Origin of the sequence: Kiloniella sp. (assembly GCF_048270245.1) — a bacterium.
GTDB lineage: Bacteria > Pseudomonadota > Alphaproteobacteria > Kiloniellales > Kiloniellaceae > Kiloniella.
In genome coordinates, this window is the sequence record NZ_JBLWTH010000001.1 from 273,833 (window position 1) to 299,695 (window position 25,863).

Here is a 25,863-nt window from a genome sequence, read left to right on the forward strand (position 1 = left end):
TAGCTTAATTCGTCTTTGTTTCCTGTCTCAGGTCTTCCTGGTCCACTTTTTGTTGGGCGTTGAGATCGGCGCTTGATGGCAAAGGTGTTGCCGGATCTTTTACCCAGCTTGCAATATCGGCAAGAACAGTTTCCGCCTGTAAATCCCGTAATAACATGTGCCATCCTTCGGGGTAGAGGGCGGCCTTTTGGGGGCCAGAAATGCCATTGGGTAATCGTTTCCAGACGTCACGTGTCGGGTGCCAGGGCACGACCTCATCCTTTTCGCCATAAAGCAAAAGTGCGGGAAGTGTCAGACTATCGGGAGAACCATAGGCGGCATCCATTAAATCAGTCAGGCCATAAACGCTATCAATCCGGGTGCTTTTGATCACCAAGGGATCTTTGCCAAGGTCGATCAGCATGGGGATGTTGTCCGATGCCTGTATTTTCAATCCGCTGCCCGTAAAGCTTGCCCATGGTGTGGTGTGGGCGACAAGCCATAACGACGCGCGTTGGTACCACGGCATGGTTTTTCTGGCCCACACCGCCGGGGCCGAGAGAATAACGCCATCTATATCTAAATTGGCTATATCCAGACTAGATGAAATGCCTTTATTTGATCCGTTCTGTTCTTCCAAAGCAGCCATGGCAACCGCGCCGCCCATGCTAATGCCGAGAACATAAAGCGGCGTATTGGGATGTCGCTGACGCAAGAGCTTGGTGGCGGTACGCAGATCGGATGTCATGCGTTTATGCCCGCCCCACAAGCCAGGATGAGGGGCCGCACCAAACCCACGTTGATCATAGGCATAGGTGGCGATACCGGCGTCTTTCCAAAAGGTGCCGGGGCCATCAAAGGCATTGGAATAATCATTGAATCCGTGCAGGCCGAGAATGATTGCAGAGGGCTTTTCCTCGGGCAGCCAGCTTCGCAAGGGAAGCTGCAGGCCGTCGTCGGTAATCAGGTGATCGTCGGTCAGTTCAGCAGCCTGTGTAAGCTCACCAGCGGGACCAAGGCGCGGGGTACAGGCGGCAAGTGAGATTATAAGCAAGAAGCCCAAAAGTATCGGGTGCAAAAGCCTGTTATATGAAACTCTACCCTTACCGAACATTGTCAACTTTATAGCCACTAAATTTAGCTTCCCTCGTCGTTGTTTTTGCGTTCGTGTAGGTCAATCAGACTTCCCATTTCACGCCTTGAGTAAAAGCTAACTTTAATGGTCATAAATTGCCAGTCTGATAAAGGGTAATATGCACGGACGTGGCGGTTTCTTCCTTAACGATAAAGGCGAGAAATCAGTTCTGATAATTGAGAAACCTAAGGGAAAAACAGATTTGGGGGGGAAGAGAACCTTCCCCCTCTTAAACTTATGTTACTTGTGAAATTACATTAGGCAGTGGCGTTGTGTGCCCCACGTGTCAGTTGCAGGAAGATATCTTCCAGATCGCCCTGATCTGTTGTTAGATCCAGAATGGAAAGACCGGCGGTATTGGCGGCTTTGAGGATCTCTGCGAGTTGTCCGTCATCTGATTTGTAGGTAAAGGTTAGCTCGCGTGCAGATTTTTGCTCAACGTGGAAAGCGGTAAAGCTGCTAGGTAAGCTATCTAGATCTTCGCCGAGGGTAAGAGTCAGCGTTTTGCTTTCGATACGTGCAAGTAAGGCTTGGGTTGTATCACAGGCAATAACTTGTCCGTGGTTAATGATGGCGATTTCATCGCAAAGTTCTTCTGCCTCTTCCAAATAGTGGGTGGTTAGCAGAATGGTGGTGCCACGTTTATTGAGTTCGCGCACATAGGCCCAAAGCTGTTGGCGAAGTTCGATATCCACGCCTGCTGTGGGCTCATCAAGAACCAGTACAGGTGGGCTGTGTACCATGGCTTTCCCAACCATCAAGCGGCGTTTCATCCCGCCGGACAGGCTACGGGTATAAGTTTTTGCCTTGTCGCTCAGTCCCATCACCTCCAGAATTTCTTCACTGCGGCGTTCACTTTTTGGGACGCCATAAAGACCGGCCTGAAGTTCCAGTAGTTCCAAGGGCGTGAAAAAGGGATCAAAGTTCAATTCTTGTGGCACGACACCAATGGACATACGCGCAGGGCGCATTTCGTCCACAATATCATGACCCCAGATTTTGGCAGAGCCACTGGTTTTATTGACAAGGCCAGCGAGAATGTTGATCAGGGTCGATTTTCCGGCGCCATTTGGCCCTAAAAGGCCAAAGATACTGCCGCGCGGAATTTTGAGATCAACAGAACTCAGGGCGCGTTTTTCTGCGGCGTTTCCGGCGGCCTGATAGACCTTGGTCAGACCTTCTAGTTCAACGGCGTAAGTGGGCATGCCGGATGTGTCCTTATGTTCTGAACCTGTATCTGCGGAGTCTGGAAATTCAGACTTTGCAGCTGAGTTTGTTGTCTGGGCGTAATTATGATCGTCAGGCATAATATGTACTATCTATCCGCCTTAAAAGGCTGTTTACCTTAAAAGGTCTAGAATGGTTTAAATTGTTGTCCGGCGGGGAAAAGGTAGCCGTTGGAAAAAGAGGCTGGAAACTTTCCTTTATGGACGGTAAAAGAATTTCAGCATCATTACATAGTGACTATTGTCTCAATAATAAAGTCCTCTTGGAAAAGTGGACTGAAGATCGCAAGGAAAACTTGCTATTCGGTTCGAAAAACAAGGGGTGAAGTCAGGAATAGAGTTATGGCCGTTACTGAAACGCAAGAGGTTGAAACCAACGTTGTTGCCTGTGATGGCGGCAGTGGTCCCGAGGGACATCCGCTCGTTTATCTCAACATGAACGGGAAGAATGAAATTACCTGCCCCTATTGCAGCAAGCGTTTTATCCTGAAAGAAGGTGCTGGCGGCGGAAGCGGTCACTAAAACTTGCTGGTTATGATATGTTTAAAAGCTCCATGCCTTGGGTGTGGAGCTTTTATTTTCTGCAAAGAATAAAGTGGGGGAATAATGTTCCGTATAGCCATAATTATTGTCGGGATAGTTATTACTCTTTCCGGCTGTAATAAAAGACAGCTTAATTTGACGGGTTCTGGTCCAATAGAACTAAGTCCAGAAATTAAAGTTGCTTATCAAAAATATTTAGAAAACGAACCCGTGATTTTTTCTGTTTCCACGGATGGAACATCCAGTTGGTATGGTGTTAATTGTGATCATGGGGACTGTCGTCGCAAGGCTAATAAGCTAAAATATTATGCCAATGGGGCATGTGTAAACAAGGCGGGAGGTTTCTTGAATCCTGAAGGTATCGTTTGTAAAGTTTATGATATTGGGGGGAAGGTTGTATGGGATAGAAGTGGTCATCGAATAGACGATAAGGCCAAAGTTGAAGAACAGGTCGTAAATTTCAATGGAAAGCTAACGGAAGGTCAAAAAAAATCCTTTGATGTTTATCAAAGTAGAATCAGTATCAAAAACCCTGAACTGACATTTGTTTATGCGGTAAGCAATAATGGTGCAAATTCTTTTGCTTATTCTAAAGAGGCAGCACCGCACAAAGACTTAAAAGATAGAGTGATCCGCTATTGTGAAGTTAAATCTAATGGCCAGCCATGTTTTCTGTATGCAGTTAATGACAAAATCGTAGTTCATAAATAGAGCGGATTTTTTCGTTTTAGAAAGTTGGTTTATGCTTTTGGTACACAGGATTTTTGGTGAGATATCGAAAGAGATGAAGCTTATGTGGTGGTGTATAAAGGCTTTTATTGAGCAGGTTTGTAAAGCCGTTCATAGCTCGGGAAATTTTATGTCTAGACTTGGCGTTCTTTTTGCTGTGTCTCTTGGTTGTGTTCTTTTTCCGCATGCTCAGATACAGGCGCAAGACGCCGAAAAACTAACCGCACAGGAGTTTATTGCCGGAAATATCTTGCTGACCCTCTATCACGAGGCAGGGCACGCATTTGTATCTATGTACAATTTACGGTTAAGTGAAAACGAAGAAGATGCGGTAGATCACTTCTCGATCATTGCCCTGACCGAAGAGCTTAATGAAGGGAATCTGAGAGAAGAGCGGGAAACTCAACTTGATAACTATCTCTTCTCTACAGCGCTCTATTGGCTAACCATGAGCGAGGATGAAAGCTTTGGCAGCAGTGAGGGGCGAGAGCACTCTCTGGATTCAGAACGGTTTTTGCAACACCTTTGTATGGTTTATGGATCTGATCCCGATGTCTATGTTGATTTGCCTAAAGATTTTGACGTAGTCGATTTGATTACGCCTGAATGTGTTGGTGAATATAAGGAAAAAACCGATGAGTGGGATGGTATGCTGTCGTCACACTGGTTGGGGGATCGCATTCGCACAGACAGGGTTGTGATTATAGAAGATAAGCCAGACCCGCGGTACAAAGGTTATCGCGAATGGCTACACGTACACGGAATTCTTGACGAATTTGAAAGCTTCGTTGAAGGAAACTTTTATCTGCCCCGTAAAATTACCTTACGTTTGATGTCTTGTGGTCAAGCTAATGCTTTTTGGGATCCCCAGAATTTTGAAATTATTCTCTGTGATGAACAGATCGCACAATACAGCCATATCTATGATCGGCTTGCGGAAGAGAACGGATAAGGCTTTGGACCTAGACTTATTATTATTGTAGCTTCCTTTATATATAAAACACATCAGAGAAGACAGTTACGGTCTAAACTCAAGATGATTTTTGTCAGGAAAAACTTTGCTTCGCTCATTCTTCGGTAGTCGCAGACGTATAGAAAAGCTGATTCCGGATTTAAAGGCCTATGCCACCGCTCTATGTGGTGATCGGGATCAGGCCGATGATCTGGTACAAGAAGCGATTGCGCGTGCCTTACAATCGGGTCCCTGTTTGAAGTCGGCAGATGAGCTGCGGCCATGGTTGTTTCGTGTACTTCGGAATTTTTTCTTTGATGAACAAAGAAAAAAGACGGTGCGTAGGGAATATTTCACGCAGGAAAAACGTTGGGTAAGTGAGGTCAATGATCAGGTACTTGACCCGGAAGATACTCTCGCTATTAGAAATGCTTACGAAGAACTCTCAGCGGATCATAGAGAAGTTTTGGCTTTAGTAGATATTTTGGGATTACGTTACAAGGAAGTGGCCGAGTTACTGAATATTTCGCAGGGCACAGTTATGAGTAGGATCAGTCGAGGAAGACAAGCGTTGTTGGCACGACTGGAAGAAGAAGCGGAAGAAAAGATTGTTAAATTCCCACATAAATACCGTTAATCGTGAGTACAGTTAGTTATGTCCAATAAGGAACATCCCATTGGGGAAAGCCCGGATTGGGAAACATTGAATGCTTTTGTCGATGGTGAATTATCTCCGTCGCAAGAGGTATGGGTAAAAACCTGTGCAGGAACCGATCCGAAAGTTGCTTCTGAAATTACGCGGTTGAGAGTCTTAAAGAATGCTTTGGCTGGTAGTGTTCTGAAAGATCAAGATGAATCTCGGTCTTGCGAAAAGAAAGTAATTGGGTACAGGAAAATAGCAGGAGGATTCTCGGTCCTTGCTGCTGTGATTGCATTATTTATGATAGTATCCCCTGTGGGATATTTTTCTGTGGGATATTTTTCTGTGGGATATTTTTCGTCTCCCGATTTTGATCTGTGGGCGCTGGATTTGCACACAGAGCTTTCCGATCAAAGTTTTGTTGTCTCAGAGCTTGAATATAAACCGTTGATTGCAGCTGCGGTCTCTGGCTCGTTACAAGCACCGGACCTTACTGGCAGCAAGCTTTACCTGGTGGATTTGTCTATTGGTACCTTTGATCGCGATGACGCAATTGTTATGCACTATCGCGGGCTACGAGGATGCCGGGTTTCTCTGTTGGTAACACCAGTTCAAAATGACCCAAAGAAGGATAGTGGCGAGGATCAGGTCCCGTTTTCAAACCTTTCTCAAACGAAGAATCTAATTTCTGATTTCTGGACAGGAGAACGTTTTAGATTTGCTCTCTTGGCAACAGGTATGGAGCGGAAGCGGTTTGACTCTATTGTGACCTATCTGAAATTTCAGGGTGAGAGAAACTTACCTTCTTCTGACGAAGCGCAATACGCTATGGAGCAGGCCTACGCGCAGTCTAATCCCTGTGTGTAAGTTATTTCTCGGTTAAAAGAAAACGTACAAGTCAAAAGAACGAGTAGTCGAAAAGAAGCCGGGCAAAAATCTGCCCGGCTTCTTTTCGAGCTTTTTCCTTTATTTGAAGTGCGGCTCTACACTTTAGTTTGTCGGGAAGTTAGGACGGTCAACGTTGTAGTTCTTGGCCAGATAATCGAGAATTAGCGTAAGATCTGGTTCGTCGATTTCACTCATGCCTTGGTCTTCCACCATCCATTCCAGTGTTTCGATCCACTGATCCCGAGATAGACCTTGTTGTTGGACAATTCTGGTTGAGTGACAGGCAGAACAGTAAATCAACACTTCTTCTTGTCCTGGGCCAGCCACAAGTCCTTCAAACTCGTCTTCGTCGGCGTCTTGCCCAAGGCTCGGGGCGCTAAAGGCAAAGAGCGCTGATACCAATAGGGAAGCTATTACAGCACCACGACGCAGTGATGTTTTTGTCATCTTATAGTTATCCATAGGGTAAAAATATCCACAGATTGAATGTTCATGACGATAGCACGAACCACCTTGGCGATGAAAATGACCGCCAAGGTGCAAAGAAAAAGAAAGCGGAAGGATTAGGAAACCCTGATTGCGATACGATGCATTGTGTTGTTCAGATACCCTTTGGGGTTCCAGTCAATCGCATGTGGCTGGCTTTCTCCTTCAGAATCTGTGGCTTTAGCCCAGATTTCGTAATAGCCCTTTTCCGGCAAAGTGACAGCTGCAGACCAACTTTGCCAAGCACCTGTGTTTACTGCTTTATCCAGTTTTGCGTCCAGCCAAGTTGCTCCAAAATCAACCGAGATTTTTAGGGAGCTGATATCCCTATCACCGGACCATGCGTGACCGCGAACTGTAATGTTCTTGTCCGTGGTCTCTAAACCTGACTGTGGGAAGGTAATAAGGGATTTAACCGGCATACGCTCGATAATCCCAAAGTCTTTTTTATCCACTTTTTCGCCAGGAGAAACCGGGTGATTAGGAACACGATAGGCCGTGCCAGTCATTTTGGGGCCATCGTGAACCTGATCGCGTAGCCAAATACGTGTTAGCCATTTCTGCGAACAAGACCCCGGCCAACCCGGCACAACAAGACGTAAAGGCGCCCCGTTCATGGGATGAATTGGCTCACCGTTTTGTTCGAAAGCAATAAGAATATTGGGGTCCATTGCTTTGGCGATGGGCACACCGCGAGAAATAGGCAGCTTTTCAGGATCACCGGAAAGGTGGCCATCGGCGCCTTCATGGGCTGTATAGACCACACTGCTTTGAACGCCAGCAGCTTCCAGAACATCTTTCAAGCGCACACCTGTCCATTGAGAACAAGCGACGGCACCGAGAGTCCATTGGTTGCCTTTTGCCGGGGGATTAAAATAGGCACGGCCATTTCCACCGCACTCGATGACGAGTGCTTTGGTAACAACTTCAAACTTGCTTTTCAGATCAGCGATTGTGAGCTTCATGGGTTTGTCGACGAGACCATCAATGGTCAAGGTCCAAGTCTCGGGATCAACTTCTTCGGGTGGTATGCCATTGTTGCGAATAAAGTGACGGTTTACTGGGGTAATTGCATCATCCAGAAGGTGTGGTGGTGTTTCCGCATTAAGGGGGCGATCATTGAGAAGTGTTAGCCCGTCTTTTCCTTCGATAACACCGCCCGTCTCAGCAAGAGCAACCGGGATCAACCCGGATGGCATGTTTTTGCTGAAAGGGATAGACGCCCCAAGCATGGCCCCCATGGTGGCGAGACCTGCGCCTTTCAGAAAGCCGCGACGGTTTTGATCGGGAACGCGCCCGAAAATTTTATAATCAGCCGCAGTTGGGTCAGATGAATAGAGGTCAAAAAGCTTTGGAATTCCAGAGTTTTTAGTAGATTTTTTTGATAATTTTTCAGTCATATATTCCCCGTGTACGTAGTGAGTTGTTTGTTTTTATTCTCTTTGCAACTATGGAGGTAACGTCTCGGGTTTTGGTTTTATTCCATATGGGATGAAAAAAATTGACTAATTTAATCGGGTAAAATTTTCAAGCATTTTGCTCCGACATTTCATCAGGGCATATTTTTATGATTTCAAGGTATATTTCTGTCATTCCTGCTCGACTTAACCGAGCCGCTTGGGCATTCTGTGCAGCATGACTGATAACGTACCTTTCAAGCACCTCTACCTCGTCGATGGTTCCGGATATATTTTCCGGGCTTTCTTTGGCATTCCACCGATGACGCGCCCTGACGGAACACCCGTTAATGCTGTTTTCGGATTTACCAATATGTTGCTCAAACTGCGCGACGATATGGAGGCTGACGGTATTGCTGTCATCTTTGATGCGGGGCGATCGAGTTTCCGGATGGATATCTATGAAGAGTATAAATCTCATAGACCAGAAGCTCCTGAAGATCTAATTCCTCAATTCGCGCTTATCAGAGAAGCAACGGACGCGTTGAATCTGCCACAGGTAGAAATGCCAGGCTTTGAAGCGGATGATTTGATCGCAACCTATGCACGTCAGGCCAAAGAAAAAGGCATTGATGTGACCATCGTGTCATCAGATAAGGATCTGATGCAACTGGTTGAACCCGGTATCTCGATGATGGATCCGATGAAGAATAAAATCATTGGACCGGATGAAGTCTTTGAAAAATTTGGGGTTCAACCGAATAAAGTTGTCGATGTACAGGCTTTGGCGGGTGATTCTGTTGATAATGTCCCCGGGGTGCCAGGCATTGGTATCAAAACTGCTGCGCAGTTGATCACAGAATATGGTGATCTGGAAAGTTTGCTAGCGCGTGCGGGTGAGATTAAACAACCAAAACGTCGGGAAAAGTTGCAAGATAACGCAGAAATGGCACGGATCAGTAAACAGCTGGTGACCCTTAAACAGGATGTGCCCGTCGAAATCCCGCTGGAAGGATTTGCGACACGGGAGCCAGTGGCAGAAGTGCTTCGGCCCTTCTTAGAGGTGAATGCTTTCAGGTCTCTTCTGGCGAGAATGTCAAAACGACTGGGGGATGCCCCGATGGAGGTGGCGAATGAAGCTGCATCCGAAGGTGGTGATCCCGAATATGAATTGGTGCAAGATGAAGCCGCACTTATACGTTGGATTGCGGATGCCAAGCTAAAGGGAGCCGTGGCGGTTGATACGGAAACGACGTCACTGAATGCGATGAGCGCCAACCTTGTTGGTGTAAGTTTGTCTACGGGCGGAAACAAAGCCTGTTATATTCCTTTGGATCATGTTGCGGTTTCCGAGAGTGGGGATGGTGGACTTGATTTGTTGGGTGGATCCGCAGATCGTCCAAAACAAATTCCGAAAGAGCGCGCCATTGAGCTTTTGAAGCCGTTATTGGAAGATCCATCGGTTCTCAAAATTGGGCAAAATATCAAATATGACATGGTAATCCTTGCCCAAAACGGGATCTCTGTCTCACCCGTAGATGATACGATGCTGCTATCTTATGTGCTTGAGGGCGGAATGCACGGGCACGGCATGGACGAGCTTGCTGAGTTACATCTGGATCACACGACAATTAAGTTTAAAGAAGTTGCTGGAACTGGAAAGTCTCAGGTTACTTTCGATAAGGTGCCGTTGGATAAAGCGTTGGATTATGCTGCGGAAGATGCCTTAATTACCTACCGTCTTCATGCCGCTTTGAAGCCGCGTCTTGTCCCTGAAAAAATGACGACGGTATACGAGACGATTGAGCGACCGCTGGTAAAGGTGCTGTCGGATATGGAGCAACGTGGGATTAAGGCGGATCGCCCTTTCCTACATCGTCTTTCCAATAATTTTGCCCAACGTCTTGTCGACTTGCAGTCCGAGATCCATGAAGTGGCGGGTGAGCCTTTCACTATTGGATCACCCAAACAACTGGGGGAAATTCTGTTCGATAAGCTTGGCTTACCGGGTGGTAAAAAAGGCAAGAGCGGGTCCTATAGTACCGGCGCTGATATTCTCGAAGGTCTTGCTGTCGAAGGTCATACTTTGCCCACCAAGGTTCTGGAATGGCGTCAACTTGCCAAGCTGAAAAGTACCTATACAGATGCTTTGCAAGATCAGATAAATAGCAAGACAGGGCGTGTTCACACATCCTATGCGCAGGCTGTAGCATCAACCGGGCGGCTATCGTCATCTGATCCAAACCTGCAGAATATCCCCGTTCGTACAGAAGAAGGTCGAAAGATCAGAGATGCCTTTATCGCGGAAGATGGTTATAAACTGCTTTCTGTGGACTATTCTCAGGTTGAACTTCGTCTCGTTGCTGAAATTGCAGAAGAAGATGCTTTGCGTCAGGCCTTTGTCGAGGGGCAGGATATTCACGCCATTACAGCACATCAGGTTTTTGATACGCCGATTGAAGGCATGGACCCGATGATCCGCCGACAGGCAAAGGCAATTAACTTTGGTATTATCTATGGGCAGTCCGCTTTTGGTCTGGCCGCGAGTTTGGGGATCTCCCGAAAAGATGCAAAAGATTATATCGATGCTTATTTCGGGCGGTTCCCGGGAATCAAACGTTATATGGAAGAAACCAAAGAATTTGCGCACAAACATGGTTTTGTGAAAACGCTTTTTGGGCGTCACATTCATTTGCCGTCGATCAATGAGAAAAATCCGATGCGAAAGAACTTTGGCGAGCGGGCTGCGATTAATGCACCAATTCAGGGGACGGCAGCTGATATCATTAAACGGGCGATGATCAGGATGCCAGCTGCGCTTAATCATGCTGATTTAAGTGCTAAAATGCTGCTTCAGGTGCACGATGAATTGATCTTTGAGGTTCCCGAAGCAGAAGTTGAGGCAACATCAGAAGTCGTTCGTTCTGTTATGGAAAATGCTTGTGATCCCGTGCTGAAGCTCTCAATTCCGCTTACGGCTGATGCGGGTGTCGGACGCAGTTGGGGCGAAGCTCACTAGAAGCCACATGTTGAGCGAGAAATAAGAGAGCCGGGTTTTTGTCCGGGTTTCTTTGTTTTCAACTTGATTGTTTAAACAGGATGTCGGCGAGATCTTTATAGTCTTCAGCAATCCATGTTGGTTTGTATTCTGCATGTTCACCATCTTTGCGATTGGCTACACCTGTCAGTATCAGGATTGATTTCATACCTGCCTTGTGCCCGGCAAGAATATCTGTGAATAAATTATCTCCGATAATGGCGCATTGGTCAGCGGGTTTTCCGATGCGTTTCAAGGCTGCATCCATGATTGGCTTTTCAGGCTTCCCAAAGATTTCAGGTTCTTTGTTTGTGGCGGCTTGAACTGCGGCAACCAATGGCCCTGCTTCAGGTAATATGCCGTCTTCGACTGTGATCAAACGATCTGTATTTGTTGCGATGAAGCGGGCACCCTTATCAATAAAGCGTAAGGCGTTGCTTAATTTTTCATAGTTGACACCGCGGTCATAACTAACAACAACGGCATCGGCTTCATGATCTGCCGTATTCTCTACGATGACCATGCCGGCTTCTGTTAGGGTTGATTTAAGTGGTTCTTCCCCGACGCAATAGACTTTTGTTCCGGGTTCCAGCCCCATGGCAACGGCTTGCGCTGAGGTCAGGACATCATCTTCTGTGCAGGGAATTCCCATAGATACAAGTTGATCTGCAACCGCAGAGGGGTGGCGATTTCCGCGATTGGTCACAAACAGAAATGGAATATTGCGTTCTTTTAACGTGGCAATGAAATCGCTTGCACCTGGAATAGCATTTGTTCCCCGATAAACAGTGCCATCAAGATCAAATAAAAGGGCCGAGATATTATGCATTAACAAAGTCCTGTTGAAATAAGTTGTGCTTAGTAACAGATTTTACTGCCAATAAAAAAGCCCAACCTGTCGGTTGGGCTTTGGTATGTTTATGTGGTCAATTTTGGAGATCGAATCACATATCTGCTTTAGTAAACTTGGGATCGGTTCCCAGATGTTTCAAGAGGGGTACAAATTCATCCCGACGTAGATACATGATGATAAGGCCGGAGAACCAGACACCGACTGCTTGTGTGAAAAGCTTTCCGCCATCGTTATAAGGGTCGATACCCAATGGAGTGAAAACGTGGAAGAAAATGGCACCACTCATCAGAGCCAGTGAAAGCAAACCGCCAAGTGATTGTAACCGTGGGATGAAAAGCAGAATACAGGCAAGCAATTCTGCACCACCTGTTAAATAGCGGCCATGAGGCTCAAACCAAGCAAGCCCGCTCCAATCTTCGAGAACCTGGAAGAGATGACTACCCTTGGCAAATTTGAAGGGTAGATACCTTAAAAATACATAAGCGATAAAAATCGCAAGCAAATAAGGTAGTATTTTTTTGATCATGGTCATTTATTCTGTTCCCCTAGTTTGTCTGGACAATAGATCTTTGTTCCGTGAAGAGCATATGACTTTTCTTTTGATCAAGTGCTAGTAACATTTCTGGCAACGATACGTTATTAGGATGCTCTTGCTTGTTTGATTTGGCTTACAAGTGCATTTCTGGCTTCTGATGCATTCGTAACGAGTTGGTCAAATGAACACCTTGCATGGATGTGCCCGTTGTGTAGGTCCCATCCTTCAGGATCTATACCACACATTCGCCACTTGCTTGGTTCCAGCTGCAAAGTTTTTTCTGCGATCACACTAATTGCGTCTAAATGATCACTGTTCATATGATCTATAATTGAAGTTTCTGCCTCTATAAGTTCCTGAGATTTTGTACAATCCAACGTAAAGTTTTTTGCAGATACCCAGATTGCTTTTGCAAACCCACCAATGAGGTGGGCTTCCTGAATATCGTACCGATAGAGGCTGAAGTCCCTAAAACCTGCATAGAGTTTTGAGGCTGGGTGCCGGGTTAAAAATCGTTGCAGCATGCGATCGTCTTCAACTTTTTGCATTGTTCCGATCAGGGTAACGCGCCCACCAGCCAGAGGGTCTCTGTATCCTGCTGTGCCATCAAATAACATGCCGGTTTTTGGATTCTGTGCCATGTTTTGGCTGTGGTCCGCCAGATCGGACAACATCATGTAAGGTGTTGCATTGTGATCCAGCGTAACAAGGGAGAGCGAGGCATAGGGATGTGAATCTTGGACTGTTGTCGCTTTACCGCCGGGGGCATCTGTTGACTTTGTATTCGAGGAAAGCTCAGTTGCGATATAGGCTTTGCTTGCCCAACGCATAAGGTTTCGTGCTTTTTCTATTTCGCTTGAATTAGGATTGGGTCTTATTTTTTTCATTTATGAGGCGCCTGAACTAAATTTTGTGTAGCTGATATGATCACAGCATTGAATTAAATACAAAAAAGTAAATTGCGCAGATTGTCTCTGTTCAAGTGGCAATTCGGAGAACAAGAAAATATTTGTAAAACATAATGTAATGTTTTGGAATATTTATGAAAAACAAAATTGTGGTATTAAATGACAACCTATTATTGATATTAACCATAATTGAAACTATCATTCGAAGAAATGCTGTTGATTTTAAGGGATTTGATTTAGATCGAGCTGTTTGGTTTATCGAAAATCCTGACACATCAGTTAATGATTGCCAGTATTAAGGGATACTGGTTTGGAAAAGCTACAATAAGCGGTGCACCTCTGGGGTGTACCGCTTATTTTTTAAGGAGTTAATCTTGATACAACAAGGGATTGTCCGTTGGTTTAATAGCCAAAAGGGATATGGTTTCATAACACCGCAATCGGGGGAAGAAGATGTATTTGTACATTTTGCCGCGGTGCAGAAATCTGGATTGGCAGGTCTGGTTGAAGGTCAGCAAGTAGAATATGAATTGGTCGAGAGCCGCAAAGGGCGAATGGCAGCTGATAATATCAGGTTGTTACAGCCTGTGGGGTAGCATTGAAATAGGACCGAGGAGTAAGCTTGGTCGAAGTTAATCATCTGGTAATGTCGAAAAGCAAGGTATGACTCAGTACCTTGCTTTCAAGTGTTAAACGCTAAAATAATTTAGCGAATCGTTATTCTCCGGGAACGCCTTGTGACGTTGAATATTGGAAATGCAGTTCCTGATCAGGAAATACTCTTGGGTGAATGGCATGTGCCGCCATGGCTGCTTCGGAGAAACCGCAAAGGATAAGCTTTAATTTGTTCTCGTAGGTTGCGACATCGCCGATAGCGTAGATACCTGATTGCTTGGTTTCGCAAGTTGCTGGATTGACAAGAATATGGCTGCGTTCCAATTCGAACCCCCAGTCTGCAATAGGGCCAAGGTTTGTTGCCAGTCCATAAAAAGGTAACAGAATATCGGCTTCCAGGGCACGTTCATTGCCCTGTAGGTCCTTGACGATGACAGACGAGAGTTTACCGTCTGTTCCGTCCAGCCCGTGAAGCTGGTAGGGAACAATCATCTCTACTTTTTCGGTTTCTGCCAGTGCACGCATTCTGGCAACAGACTCCGGAGCAGCCCGGAACTTGTCGCGCCTGTGGACGACGTAAACTTTTTTGGCCACTTGTGGTAGGGACATGGCCCAATCCACAGCACTATCGCCCCCGCCAGCAATAACGACTGTTTTTTCTCTGAAATCTTCGCGGCGTTTTACCAGATAAAACACAGACTTGCCTTCAAAGTCTTGAAGACCATCAAGAGGAGGACGGTTGGGGCCAAAAGCACCTGCACCAGCTGCGATAATAACAGCCTTACAGTCAATAATTGTGTCTTTGGAGGTTGTAACACGCCATGTTTCATCATCCTGTCGTGCCAAGCCACAAACCTGTTGATCTAAATGATACACTGGGTCAAATGGTGCGGCCTGTTGTTCTAGGTACTCGATAAGTTCTGCTGCTGCCACGGTCGGAAAGCCGGGAATGTCATAGATTGGTTTCTCTGGGTAGAGAGCCGTGCATTGTCCGCCTGTAGCCTCTAGAGCATCTATAACGTGAGCCTTCATACCAAGCATGCCGCACTGGAACACAGAAAAAAGACCGGTTGGTCCTGCACCAATAATAACAACGTCAGTTTTCTGGATGTTTTGACTCACACAGATAATCCTCATGATCGCCATAAGAGGCATTTAGAATAACTCTATAAAGGGCGCATTGTATTTAAGCTTTAGGGTGATTCAATAGTAGAAAAACGGCAAAGCAATGTTTTTTCTTTCAAAGGAAGACTTAAAGCGATCGTTGTTTTTGCTCAGATCAGGATTATTTTGTCCAAAGTTTAAAAATTATCTTCCCATAAGTGCCCATTCAGGAACAAAATGCTGCCATAGTCACGCGCCACATTGCTTAATGTGACAGGATATTTACTATTTGATTCGCTTAAGCGAAATAAGGGTGCTGTCCCGGATAAAGGCCCGGCCCCTGAACTTGAAATGAGGAATGGCATGGAAGGCAACATTGTACTGGTAGATGACGACAGAAATATTTTAACGTCGGTATCTATTGCTCTTGAATCCGAAGGTTTTAAAGTTCGTACCTATACAGACGGTGCGGAAGCTTTACGTGGGATGACTTCCAGTCCTGCTGATCTGGCCGTTCTTGATATTAAAATGCCACGAATGGATGGTATGGAGCTTTTGCGTCGTATTCGTGAAGGCAACTCGATCCCTGTAATTTTTCTAACGTCGAAAGATGATGAAATTGACGAAGTCCTGGGACTTCGTATGGGGGCGGATGATTATATTACCAAGCCTTTCTCTCAGCGCTTGCTGGTTGAGCGAATCAGGGCTTTATTGCGCCGGGAAAAAGCTAAGCAGGATGTGAGCGAAGGTAAAGAAGGCGAAAAGCCCATCCAACGAGGAGAAATGATGCTGGATGCGTCGCGTCATCTCTGTACTTGGAAAGGGAAGCACGTCAACCTGACTGTGACGGAATTTTTAATTCTAAAAGCATTGGCGCAACGCCCAGGGCATGTGAAAAACCGTGACCAGTTAATGGATGCAGCTTATGGTGACGCGGTCTATGTTGACGACAGAACAATCGATAGTCATATCAAGAGATTACGGAAAAAATTCAAAGAGTGTGATGACGATTTCGGCCAAATTGAAACGTTGTATGGTGTTGGCTATCGCTATCGTGAATAAGCGGGATGTTCCGCACAACGTCCTACTCAACATCCTACTGGGGGTTAGCTGTAAAAAAGAGCTTGGGGCTCTTGTGATACGGAGAACTTTTTAATGGATAAAATGGAACGCGTAGGTTTGTTTGTCGGAATGGGGCTGATTGTTCTTGGGTTGGTGACGCTGTTTGGTGGAACCAATGAACATTCGGAACTGAAGTCAAAGACGGGTAATTCCGAGCTCTTGAGTGAAAATAATGGATCGGCAACCTCTGGCCCGGTTTTGCCTGATTACGATATTATCCTTGTGAACTCTGCGAGTGTTGTTGATGACTCACCTGCGCAGTCTTTGAGCCGGCAGCAAGAAAAGGTAATTCGATTGGCCCTGAAAACCGGTGGAACAGGTGCCCCTTGTGATCTGCAAGGGAAGCGCCCGGACCGTGTCTTGTGGGGGCAACGGGGAAACCAGAAGCATCTGGATAGCCTGTCAGTTTTTTCTGATGAGAAACTGATTTATCTCGGCAGTTATCTGGAAGCTTGGAAAATACAAGCCACCGGAGGTACGGTGACTTGCTATAGCTTGAATGATCAAGCCGCCAGAATCCTGACTGAGCTGTAATAATTTGAGTGTGTACTTGATGTTATTTGGGGGAAACTGTGGCTGACGAAAGCCATAAGCAAAAAGCTGAAATAGCGCAAACCGTTAAAAAGCACCGCAAGGGGCGCAAGCGGGGATGGCGTTCGTCTTTAACCCACAAGATTCTTCTGATTAACAGCTTTGTTTTGATGATTCCGGTTGTCGGATTGATGCATCTGGAACAATACAGGTTGAGCCTCATTGCATCTGAACTAGACGCTTTATCGATACAGGGGCGAGCCTTTTCCCTCAGCCTAGGATCGACCGCCGTTGTTGCCAGTCAGGTTGGGAGTGAAAAACTTGTTCCTGAACTGACACGCAGTCTAATGCGGGCAATGCTGAACGACATTGGTGTTCGCGCCCGAATCTTTGCAACCAGTGGTGAAATGCTGGCTGATAGTCTTTATCTTGCCGGGGTTGGTGGCCCTGTTGAGGTCGGCGAACTACCGCCGCCCGGAGGCATGGGGATGATGGATCGTATCATCCTGTTTTACGAAGAAATTATTAACTGGCTCCCGGGGCATGATGACTGGCCGCTCTATCGTGAAGCGCAACATCAAAGTGCAGAAGACTATACCGAAGTGCTTATTGCCTTGAACGGCGAACCTGCAGGAATGGTGCGGACGGATACGACGGGCCGTCTTGTTCTGTCTATGGCTGTTCCTGTGCAAAGATATCGTCAGGTCCTCGGTGCCCTGATGCTTTCTAAGGATGCGCAGGTCGTGACACAGGCGGTTCAGGATCGTCGTCGGGATATACTCGCGGTTTGTGGTCTGGCATTGGGTGTAACGGTACTTTTATCACTATATCTTGCGGGAATTATCGGGCGTCCGCTGCGTCGGTTGGCAAATGCAGCTGATTTTGTGCGTTATGGGAAGGGACGTGAATACGAAATTCCTGACTTTACCCATAGGGGCGATGAAATCGGTGATTTGTCTGGTGCTCTGCGGGCGATGACCGAAGCTCTGTGGGCCAGAATGGACGCGATCGAAGGCTTTGCGGCAGATGTTTCTCATGAGATCAAAAACCCGCTGACGTCTCTTCGCTCTGCTGTTGAAACAGTTTCTCGTATAAGTGATCCTGAACAGCAAAAGAAATTATTGGCTATTATTATGGACGATGTCCAACGGTTGGACCGTCTTATCAGTGATATATCTGATGCTTCCCGTTTGGATGCAGAGCTTTCCCGCGCCAAGATGGAAGAAGTTGACGTGGGTAAGCTTTTGGAAGCTTTGGTTGAGATCCAGCGTGTTGATGAAAATTGTCCTGTTTTTGAAACTGACATCAAAAACGATCAAAAACTTTGTGTTCAAGGGTTGGAAGGCCGATTGGGGCAGGTTTTACGTAATCTGATGACAAACGCAAAAACCTTCAGCCCGCAAGATGGTAAAATACGGTTGGCGGCTAGGTCAGAACAGGGAAGAGTTTTGATTACTATTGATGATGATGGCCCCGGTATTATTCCAGGTAAATTTGAAGCTATTTTTGATCGCTTTTATACCGAACGTCCCGAGGGCGAGAAATTTGGCACACATTCTGGCCTAGGCCTAAGTATTTCCAAGCAAATTATAGAAGCTCACAACGGGACGATCGCTGCAGAAAATCGACTGGATGAAAACGGGAACATCCTTGGCGCACGCTTTACTATCTCTTTACCGGAAGAACAGAAGTAGATGTCTGATAGTCAACTTGTTCACGGTACGACGATTGCCTTTCAGAATGACGGATGGTTGACAGCTGTTGTGCTTCGGGGCGAATCAGGCGCTGGAAAATCTGATTTAGCCTTAAGGATGATTGATGCCGGGCGTGCCGAGCTTGTATCAGATGATCAGACTCTTCTTTCAAAATTGGGAAATAATATTCTTGCTTCTCCTCCCCCTTCCATCGCAGGAAAGCTGGAGGTCAGGGGCTTGGGAATTGTGTCTTTCTCTTACTGTTCTGATGTGCCGTTAGGGTTAGTTGTTGATCTGGTTTCTCGCGGGGAAGTCGAACGATTACCCGACGTGAGAAAAGAAAAAATCTTGGGTGTTGAAATCCCTTGTATCCAGCTACACAGCTTTGATCATTCAACTGTCGCAAAGCTGTTACTTGCCATATCCCGCCCAGAAAGCGATATAGTAAGGTAAATATTGTTCTTTCTGTCATTTGTCGGGTACTAGGCGAGCATCTATGTCAGTTTCTCAAGAGAGTAAAATCGAAAAGCCTCTTAGGGTTGTTTTGGTGACCGGGCTTTCTGGTGCGGGTCGTTCTACAGCAATGAAGGTTCTTGAAGATCACGGATTTGAGGCAATTGACAATCTACCGTTGAATTTACTAGATCTCGTCATTGGTGATCAGCCGCGCCGCCGACCTCTGGCTGTTGGCATAGATATCCGATCTCGAAATTTTTCCGCGCCCCCTCTGCTAGAGCACATTCGTGAATTGAAAAAACGGCCCGAGTTGGATGTTTCGCTGGTTTTCCTGAACTGCTCAGTTGATGTTCTTGAGCGGCGCTTTAAAGAAACGCGCCGTCGTCATCCCCTTTCCGAAGATCGTCCCCTAAAAGACGGTATTCTTGCCGAGCGATTATTGGTTGCTCCGCTGCAGGCGCGGGCTGATTTTGCGATTGATAGCTCGGATACCACATCGGCAGATTTCAGGCAGAGCTTAACAAGTTTGCTGGGGTTGGAAGAAAGCGGGGTGATGACCGTACAGGTTATGTCTTTCTCTTATCGTTTCGGAGTGCCCAGAGAAGCGGATCTTATGTTTGATGTGCGCTTCTTGCGAAACCCTCATTATGATCCGCATCTGCGCCCGTTATCGGGAAAAGATAAAGCTGTATCAGACTACGTCCGTGAAGATCCTGATTTTTCCAGCTTCGCGTCACACTTAAAGGATTTGGTAATCCCTCTTTTGGCGCGCTATCAGCAAGAAGGTAAAAATTATCTGACCATAGCAATAGGCTGTACTGGCGGGCGTCACAGATCTGTTGCTTTAACTGAATGGTTAGGTAAAGAGCTAGATGATGTATGGCCGCAAATCATTATTGCGCATCGAGATATGGACAAAGAGCCTGATCGGTATAAATAATCCCTATTCGTAATCTCGAGCATCAAAGTAACCAATGGGCGAGAAAATAGTTAGAAATGCTGCCGAACGGTCAATCGCTAAGATGTTCTTACCGTTGTTAAACCCCTAAATACTCTCTTTCGAGATAATAATTGCCTTTAGTATGTGGCTTCGCCTTGTGTGTGGTCATGCTTTACTGTTAATTTTCCCGTCTATAAAGGGAACGCGCCTGCGGAAAGGGAAGGCATGATAGGGATGGTTCTGGTCACACATGGTGACTTGGCTCTCGAATTCGTGGCAGCATTGGAACATGTTGTTGGACCACAGACACAGATAGAAACTGTGTGTATAGGTCCTGAGGATGATATGGAGCAAAGGCGTCAGGAAATTATCTCTTCTGTTGAAAAGGTAGAGGATAGTAGTGGTGTTGTGATTCTAACGGACATGTTTGGTGGTACCCCCTCTAACCTTGCCATATCTATTATGGATAAGGCCAATGTTGAGGTCGTTGCTGGTGTTAACTTGCCTCTTTTGATTAAGCTGGCTGGTCTGCGTGAAACAAAACCTATGAAGGAAGCAGTTTTAGAAGCCCAGGAAGCAGGTCGTAAATACATACACGTCGCTTCAGAGCTTCTTTAAGCGCGCTTAAAACCGATCGTTTTGGGTTTTAAGGGGGGATCAGAATTTGCTTACCAAAACATTGATGATTTTGAACAAGCGGGGTCTACATGCCAGAGCTTCGGCAAAGTTTGTGAAAGTTGCCGAGATTTTTGATGCAGAAGTGACCGTTTGTAAGGATGGGACAAGCGTATCTGGCTGTTCCATTATGGGGTTGATGATGTTGGCAGCCGCCCCGGGATGTGAAATTGAATTATCTGCCAAGGGACCATCTGCCGAAGAAGCTATGAAAGCACTGGAAGAATTGGTCGCGAATAAGTTTGACGAAGACTGATTTACTCAAATTTTGTGGGTTAATTCTCTCGATAAGGTTTTTGGGTGAGTATGTATCAGGGAGCGAAAGTCTTCATCGCTTTGCTTAAATTATAAGATGGGAATGGGCTGTGACCAACACGTCCGGTGAACGTATATTCGAAGGTCTTGCTGTCTCTCCGGGGGTGGTAATTGGTTCTGCCTACGTCAGTGAATCCAGCGACATTCAAATTTTGGAGTATCGGGTTCCGACGGCAAAGATCGCAGGCGAACGTAAACGTTTGTCGGACGCTGTTGAAAAGGCGCAAAATCAGGTTCTCAAGCTACACGGACAATCAAAAGATTTTCATGGTGCTGCAAGTGAAGAGCTTGGTTACCTCCTAGATGCCCATATGCAGATGCTCAAAAGCTCTAGTTTGATTGGGGGAATTGAGGCGCGCATTCAAACGGGGCAAAAAAATGCCGAAGCGGCCGTAATGGCCGAGGTTGGGCAGATCGCGCGCAAGTTTTCTGCCATGGAAGATCCATACTTGCGAACAAAATCGCAAGAGGTTCGCGAGGTCGGGCATCGCATTGTTCGTAATCTGACCAAGACGAAAACGGACTCCTATACTGGGTTGGCCCCAAATTCGGTTATTCTATCTGAAGAGATTACCCCTGCAGATACAGCAATGATGGACCCCAGCCACATTGGTGGTTTTGCGACGGTTCTTGGTGGACCAGAGGGACACACCGCGATCATGGCGCGTTCGCTTGGTTTGCCTGCGGTTCTTGGTGTTCCCGGCCTTTTAAAAGGTGTGGAAAACGGTGAGCCTATAATCATTGATGGTACAAACGGACGGGTTATTATCAATCCAAGCCCTACACGTATCAAAGATTATAAGCTTCGCCTCAAAGATATTGAACGTGAAGTCAAAGTTTTGGCCGGCTTACGTGATGTCGTAGCTGTAACCGTTGACGAACAACGAGTTGGTTTGCAGGCCAATGTTGAACTGCCGCGTGAAACAGGGCAAGCCGTGGCAAATGGGGCCGAAGGTGTTGGTCTTTTAAGAACAGAGTTTCTGTTTATGAACAGAGAAGAGTTACCTAGTGAGGAAGAGCAGTACGAAGCACTGGCAGAGATTATAGATGGCATGGCGGGGCGCCCTGTGACGATCCGAACGCTTGATGCCGGAGGGGAGAAGCTGGTTTCTGCTTTGGGAACACATCCTACAGAATCCCAAAATCCGGCACTTGGGTTACGTGCAATTCGTCTGTCGTTGAAACACCGTGATCTATTAAAGACGCAACTGAGGGCGATTTTAAGAGCCAGCGCTCATGGCCCTTTGCGGATATTGCTGCCGATGGTGACAACACCCAGCGAGGTTCGTGAAGTTCGTAAAGTCTTGAAAGAAGTCGCAAAGGGTTTAAAAAAACAAGATATTCGTATTGCTGATCCATTGCCACCGCTTGGAATTATGATCGAGGTCCCGGGGGCAGCATTGGCAGCGGATGGGCTAGCCAAGGTTGCTGATTTTTTTGCTATCGGTACTAATGATTTGACCATGTATACCTTGGCAATTGACCGTGCAGAGGAACAGGTTGCTTATCTTTATAACCCTTTGCACCCTGCGGTATTACGCTTGATTTCTTTTGCGGTTGATGCAGCGCGTCGCGCCCACATTCCGGTTTCTGTCTGTGGCGAGGTTGCGGGTGATGTCGATTATTTACCTCTCTTGCTTGGGTTAGGTGTTCGAGATCTTTCGATGAGCTCTAACGCTTTGCCACGGGTTAAAAACAGAATTCTGAAACTGAATATGGAAGATGTCACCCGGCGTGCCCAGGCCATTATGACCCAGCACGATCCAGGGCGTATTTCAATTATGCTCCAAGACTATAATGAGCGTTACAACTCTTAATCGTTTTGCATCTGCCTCGTCATGACTATTCAGATGGTGGTGTTAAAGGAATGCGAAGAAAAACACCAAACTCTTCTGTGAAGTTGCAACTTACTCTGGCGTGGACAGCGCCTTGTTTATCATAGAACCGGGACTTTTGTGAAAGCGGAGTGATGGCTTCGTGCCAGATGCCCGGATGGATACACAGACCAAATGATCCGTCACAATAGAAGGCAACCCAATCTTCGGGTTTCATATCATCCCCAGTTTTTGCCAGAGCAGCAATAAAAGGTTTGTTATCCAAAGGATAAAAAAGCTGTGCGCCATCGGGGTGATAATTGGCGTGCCAGATCAAGAGCTGAGAGCGGTCTGGTGTGCTGTTTGTACGCGATGCTTGTCCCGGTTGCTCTGACCAGCCCAGAATATAGCGATCATTTACCGCCATGTTTTGCCCCAACAGAACATCACCTTCCCACCAAAATTCAAAAATACCGTCAAGGTGTCCGGCTTCGTCACCTGTTCCGGCGTCAATTTTGCGCCAACCTTGCGCGGGCCATTGGACGATTTCAACGGGATGAGACATATAATCTGTTACAACAGTTCCAAATCCCTGGAGCGATTCAGGGGTTGCTTTGACCAAGGGGATGTCAAAAAGAGGAAGCTCACCGGGGACAGTGGGGTTCATGTAGTCAAAGGATTTTTTTTCAGTATGGCCCTTTGAAGTGGTGTTTGGAGAGGACTGCTTAGACATTAAAGTTTCCCAACAGATGTTTAGGTTTGGTCATCAGTTTGTTAATTGAGGCTTATCAAGACAAATTAAATTCAGTACATAATAAATTAAATAAAATTTAATTCAGAGGATGGATCGATACCATCATGAGACATAGCCAACTTAGAGCTTTTGATGCTGTTGCAAGAGAAGGCAGTTTTTCAAGGGCGGCCAATCTTTTGAACTTGAGCCCACCAGCTGTTACGATACAGGTGAAGAGCTTAGAGGAATCTTACGGTCTGACACTTTTTATTCGCAGTGGTGGAAAGGCAATCTTAACCTCTGATGGTCAGGCGCTGTACGATAAAACACGTCGGTTTTTTATCGAAGAAGAAGAAATTCAAAACTACCTGTCATCGTCTTCTGCGTTGGAGAAAGGCCATCTGAAAATAGCTGCCGATGGCCCTCATGCGGCGTTGAATATTATTGCTGCATTTCGTGAAAAGTATCCGGGCATCAAATTGACAGTCACACTTGGTAATGCAGAAACTGTAAGACAGGATATTTTGGCACAAAGAGCAGATGTGGGGATAACGGCGAATTGCTCTGAAAGTGATCGGCTGGTAATTGATGAGCTTTCTGTGCAGTCAATGATTGCCTTGATCCATAAGGATCATCCTTTTGCTGTTCGAAAGATGCTTTCTTTGTCTGACTTGACGGGGGCGCCGTTGATTTTACGTGAACGTGGATCAAATACACGCCGGGTCTTTGAAAAGGCCGTGAAGGAATTATCTCTGCGTTATGGGAATGAATTGGAGCTTGGTAGTCGTGAAGCGGTTCGAGAAGCGGTTGCGGTTGGTTTGGGCATCGGTTTTTTATTTGAACATGAAGTGCTTGGGGATGATCGAACGGTTGCTGTGCCCCTCAAAGAACTCGCAAATAGTAATCGTGACATGGTGATTTGCCTTAAAAGTCAGCTTAAGCGGCGTGTTGTGGAGGCTTTTGTTTCACTCGCGAGAACTTTTGCTGGGGTAAAAAGTCATTCGCGCAACATTTCCGGATAAAATATTGATATCAAATGAAGTTGAGCACAGTCATATTTTGCAAACTCTAAAGGGTGCTGAGTTTTTCGAAAATGGGTTGCAATATTTATTCAAGGCTGTTAATTTTCTGCCAAAATAAACACATAAAGATTTCTTTATGTTACTGCAATAAACGAAAGCCAAGTACATGACAGATTTTACTGATTATAAAGTTGCGGATATGTCCCTAGCTGATTGGGGCCGTAAAGAAATCACAATTGCTGAAACTGAAATGCCAGGTCTAATGGCGCTCCGTGAAGAATTTGGCAAAAGCAAACCACTAGCGGGTTCTCGAATCGCTGGTTGTTTGCATATGACAATTCAGACAGCTGTTTTGATCGAAACTCTTACTGCCCTTGGTGCTGAGGTTCGTTGGTCTTCTTGTAATATTTTTTCTACCCAGGATCAGGCGGCTGCGGCTATTGCTGCAACGGGTGTTCCTGTTTTTGCCTGGAAAGGTGAGACCGAGGAAGAGTTCAATTGGTGTATCGAACAGACAATCGAAGGTCCTGACGGCTGGAAGCCAAATCTTATTCTTGATGATGGCGGCGACCTGACTGTTATGGTTCACGATCATTTCCCAGAACTTCTGGACGATATTCGTGGCCTTTCAGAAGAAACAACAACAGGTGTTCACCGTCTGTATGAAATGGCCAAAAAAGGCACATTGAAAGTACCTGCCATCAACGTGAACGATTCAGTCACAAAATCCAAGTTTGATAACCTTTATGGTTGTCGCGAATCCCTCGTTGACGGCATTAAACGTGCAACAGACGTAATGGTTGCTGGTAAAGTTGCTGTTGTTGGTGGTTTCGGTGATGTTGGTAAAGGTTCAGCAGCTTCTCTTCGTACACAGGGTGCACGTGTTCTTGTAACCGAGATTGATCCAATTTGTGCGCTTCAGGCCGCAATGGAAGGTTACGAAGTGACAACAATGGAAGATGCAGCTCCTATCGGTGATATCTTTGTCACGACAACAGGTAACAAAGACATCATTACAATCGACCACATGCGTGAAATGAAAGATCGTGCAATCGTTTGTAACATTGGTCACTTTGATTCTGAAATTCAGATCGCTGCCCTTCGTAACTACCCTTGGCACAATGTGAAGGATCAGGTTGACGAAGTTGAATTCCCAGATGGTAAGCGTCTGATTATTCTTGCCGAAGGTCGTCTTGTTAACCTTGGTTGTGCAACAGGCCATCCAAGCTTTGTGATGTCAGCATCTTTCACAAACCAGGTTCTTGCGCAGATCGAGCTATGGGAAAATTCAGCGAACTACGAGAACAAAGTGTATGTCCTTCCTAAAGCGCTGGATGAAAAAGTTGCAATACTTCACCTTGCGAAACTAGGTGTTAAGCTGACTAAACTGACACAAGAACAAGCTGATTATATTGACGTACCAGTAGAAGGTCCTTTCAAACAGGATCACTACCGTTACTAATTGCGTTATTATGGTTAGATTGGCGAGCTTTTTCGCCATGACAGCTAGGAAACGTTGTCTTCAGGGGATGCA

General features: G+C 46.1%; 26 protein-coding genes. 17 read left to right on the top strand and 9 right to left on the bottom strand.

Going from position 1 to position 25,863, the window contains the following annotated elements; all coding sequences use genetic code 11:
* Positions 1-4: 4 nt before the first annotated feature.
* Positions 5-1,111 (bottom strand): lysophospholipase, encoded by a 1,107-nt coding sequence (locus ACN0W5_RS01265; RefSeq protein WP_417452459.1) that lies wholly within the window; start codon positions 1,109-1,111, stop codon positions 5-7.
* 260 nt (positions 1,112-1,371) lie between these two features.
* Positions 1,372-2,319 carry an ABC transporter ATP-binding protein gene (locus ACN0W5_RS01270; protein ID WP_417453112.1) on the bottom strand — a complete coding sequence of 316 codons (948 nt, stop codon included), beginning with the start codon at positions 2,317-2,319 and terminating at the stop codon, positions 1,372-1,374.
* A 363-nt stretch (positions 2,320-2,682) separates the two neighbouring features.
* Between ACN0W5_RS01270 and ACN0W5_RS01275 the strand changes: the two genes are divergently transcribed.
* From ACN0W5_RS01275 to ACN0W5_RS01295, 5 genes are all read left to right on the top strand, one after another.
* Positions 2,683-2,862 carry a zinc-finger domain-containing protein gene (locus tag ACN0W5_RS01275; RefSeq protein ID WP_046505944.1) on the top strand — a complete coding sequence of 60 codons (180 nt, stop codon included), beginning with the start codon at positions 2,683-2,685 and terminating at the stop codon, positions 2,860-2,862.
* Between the two features lie 84 nt (positions 2,863-2,946).
* Positions 2,947-3,594 carry a hypothetical protein gene (locus tag ACN0W5_RS01280; RefSeq protein WP_417452460.1) on the top strand — a complete coding sequence of 216 codons (648 nt, stop codon included), beginning with the start codon at positions 2,947-2,949 and terminating at the stop codon, positions 3,592-3,594.
* 148 nt (positions 3,595-3,742) lie between these two features.
* Positions 3,743-4,564 carry a DUF4344 domain-containing metallopeptidase gene (locus tag ACN0W5_RS01285; protein ID WP_417452461.1) on the top strand — a complete coding sequence of 274 codons (822 nt, stop codon included), beginning with the start codon at positions 3,743-3,745 and terminating at the stop codon, positions 4,562-4,564.
* 106 nt (positions 4,565-4,670) lie between these two features.
* Positions 4,671-5,201: an RNA polymerase sigma factor gene (locus tag ACN0W5_RS01290; protein WP_299373817.1), complete on the top strand. Its 531-nt coding sequence runs from the start codon at positions 4,671-4,673 to the stop codon at positions 5,199-5,201.
* An 18-nt stretch (positions 5,202-5,219) separates the two neighbouring features.
* Positions 5,220-6,071 carry a hypothetical protein gene (locus ACN0W5_RS01295; protein WP_417452462.1) on the top strand — a complete coding sequence of 284 codons (852 nt, stop codon included), beginning with the start codon at positions 5,220-5,222 and terminating at the stop codon, positions 6,069-6,071.
* Positions 6,072-6,194: 123 nt separating this feature from the next.
* On the opposite strand, the gene ACN0W5_RS01300 is transcribed toward ACN0W5_RS01295, so the two are convergent.
* Together ACN0W5_RS01300 and ACN0W5_RS01305 are read right to left on the bottom strand one after the other, a co-directional pair.
* On the bottom strand, positions 6,195-6,539 hold the full coding sequence (locus tag ACN0W5_RS01300; RefSeq protein ID WP_417452463.1) for a hypothetical protein: 345 nt from the start codon (positions 6,537-6,539) through the stop codon (positions 6,195-6,197).
* Positions 6,540-6,655: 116 nt separating this feature from the next.
* Positions 6,656-7,978: a molybdopterin-dependent oxidoreductase gene (locus ACN0W5_RS01305; protein ID WP_417452464.1), complete on the bottom strand. Its 1,323-nt coding sequence runs from the start codon at positions 7,976-7,978 to the stop codon at positions 6,656-6,658.
* A gap of 235 nt (positions 7,979-8,213) precedes the next feature.
* Between ACN0W5_RS01305 and polA the strand changes: the two genes are divergently transcribed.
* Positions 8,214-10,994, top strand: a complete 2,781-nt coding sequence (gene polA, locus ACN0W5_RS01310; RefSeq protein ID WP_417452465.1) for a DNA polymerase I — start codon at positions 8,214-8,216, stop codon at positions 10,992-10,994.
* 58 nt (positions 10,995-11,052) lie between these two features.
* Here polA and ACN0W5_RS01315 read toward each other — a convergent pair whose 3' ends face one another.
* From ACN0W5_RS01315 to ACN0W5_RS01325, 3 genes are all read right to left on the bottom strand, one after another.
* The gene (locus ACN0W5_RS01315; protein ID WP_417452466.1) at positions 11,053-11,841 is read right to left on the bottom strand and encodes an HAD-IIA family hydrolase; all 789 of its coding nucleotides are present in this window, start codon (positions 11,839-11,841) and stop codon (positions 11,053-11,055) included.
* 115 nt (positions 11,842-11,956) lie between these two features.
* A complete protein-coding gene (locus ACN0W5_RS01320; RefSeq protein ID WP_417452467.1) occupies positions 11,957-12,397 on the bottom strand; it encodes a hypothetical protein in 441 nt (146 codons plus the stop codon).
* A 107-nt stretch (positions 12,398-12,504) separates the two neighbouring features.
* Positions 12,505-13,287 (bottom strand): HugZ family protein, encoded by a 783-nt coding sequence (locus ACN0W5_RS01325; RefSeq protein ID WP_417452468.1) that lies wholly within the window; start codon positions 13,285-13,287, stop codon positions 12,505-12,507.
* A gap of 398 nt (positions 13,288-13,685) precedes the next feature.
* Here ACN0W5_RS01325 and ACN0W5_RS01330 point away from each other — a divergent pair, with 398 nt between their 5' ends.
* On the top strand, positions 13,686-13,904 hold the full coding sequence (locus ACN0W5_RS01330) for a cold-shock protein (RefSeq protein ID WP_417453113.1): 219 nt from the start codon (positions 13,686-13,688) through the stop codon (positions 13,902-13,904).
* Between the two features lie 121 nt (positions 13,905-14,025).
* On the opposite strand, the gene ACN0W5_RS01335 is transcribed toward ACN0W5_RS01330, so the two are convergent.
* The gene (locus tag ACN0W5_RS01335) at positions 14,026-15,045 is read right to left on the bottom strand and encodes an NAD(P)/FAD-dependent oxidoreductase (RefSeq protein WP_417452469.1); all 1,020 of its coding nucleotides are present in this window, start codon (positions 15,043-15,045) and stop codon (positions 14,026-14,028) included.
* A gap of 345 nt (positions 15,046-15,390) precedes the next feature.
* Between ACN0W5_RS01335 and ACN0W5_RS01340 the strand changes: the two genes are divergently transcribed.
* The 8 genes from ACN0W5_RS01340 (at position 15,391) to ptsP (ending at position 22,577) form a co-directional block, all read left to right on the top strand.
* Entirely contained in the window at positions 15,391-16,089 is a 699-nt protein-coding gene (locus ACN0W5_RS01340; RefSeq protein ID WP_299376147.1) for a response regulator transcription factor, read from the top strand.
* A gap of 93 nt (positions 16,090-16,182) precedes the next feature.
* On the top strand, positions 16,183-16,683 hold the full coding sequence (locus ACN0W5_RS01345; RefSeq protein ID WP_417452470.1) for a hypothetical protein: 501 nt from the start codon (positions 16,183-16,185) through the stop codon (positions 16,681-16,683).
* Between the two features lie 38 nt (positions 16,684-16,721).
* A complete protein-coding gene (locus ACN0W5_RS01350) occupies positions 16,722-18,374 on the top strand; it encodes a stimulus-sensing domain-containing protein (protein ID WP_417452471.1) in 1,653 nt (550 codons plus the stop codon).
* Positions 18,375-18,827 carry an HPr kinase/phosphorylase gene (locus ACN0W5_RS01355; protein WP_417452472.1) on the top strand — a complete coding sequence of 151 codons (453 nt, stop codon included), beginning with the start codon at positions 18,375-18,377 and terminating at the stop codon, positions 18,825-18,827.
* Positions 18,828-18,870: 43 nt separating this feature from the next.
* Complete coding sequence (gene rapZ / locus ACN0W5_RS01360; RefSeq protein WP_417452473.1) at positions 18,871-19,770, top strand: RNase adapter RapZ; 900 nt, start codon at positions 18,871-18,873, stop codon at positions 19,768-19,770.
* 225 nt (positions 19,771-19,995) lie between these two features.
* Positions 19,996-20,388: a PTS sugar transporter subunit IIA gene (locus ACN0W5_RS01365; RefSeq protein ID WP_299376128.1), complete on the top strand. Its 393-nt coding sequence runs from the start codon at positions 19,996-19,998 to the stop codon at positions 20,386-20,388.
* Between the two features lie 64 nt (positions 20,389-20,452).
* The gene (locus ACN0W5_RS01370) at positions 20,453-20,701 is read left to right on the top strand and encodes an HPr family phosphocarrier protein (RefSeq protein ID WP_417431383.1); all 249 of its coding nucleotides are present in this window, start codon (positions 20,453-20,455) and stop codon (positions 20,699-20,701) included.
* Between the two features lie 109 nt (positions 20,702-20,810).
* Positions 20,811-22,577, top strand: a complete 1,767-nt coding sequence (gene ptsP / locus ACN0W5_RS01375; RefSeq protein WP_417452474.1) for a phosphoenolpyruvate--protein phosphotransferase — start codon at positions 20,811-20,813, stop codon at positions 22,575-22,577.
* A 25-nt stretch (positions 22,578-22,602) separates the two neighbouring features.
* Here the strand turns inward: ptsP and ACN0W5_RS01380 are convergent, their stop codons facing one another.
* Entirely contained in the window at positions 22,603-23,307 is a 705-nt protein-coding gene (locus ACN0W5_RS01380; protein WP_417452475.1) for an ureidoglycolate lyase, read from the bottom strand.
* 125 nt (positions 23,308-23,432) lie between these two features.
* Here ACN0W5_RS01380 and ACN0W5_RS01385 point away from each other — a divergent pair, with 125 nt between their 5' ends.
* Both ACN0W5_RS01385 and ahcY read left to right on the top strand, forming a co-directional pair.
* Positions 23,433-24,329 carry a LysR substrate-binding domain-containing protein gene (locus ACN0W5_RS01385; RefSeq protein WP_417452476.1) on the top strand — a complete coding sequence of 299 codons (897 nt, stop codon included), beginning with the start codon at positions 23,433-23,435 and terminating at the stop codon, positions 24,327-24,329.
* A gap of 166 nt (positions 24,330-24,495) precedes the next feature.
* On the top strand, positions 24,496-25,791 hold the full coding sequence (gene ahcY / locus ACN0W5_RS01390; protein WP_417431119.1) for an adenosylhomocysteinase: 1,296 nt from the start codon (positions 24,496-24,498) through the stop codon (positions 25,789-25,791).
* Positions 25,792-25,863 lie beyond the last annotated feature (72 nt).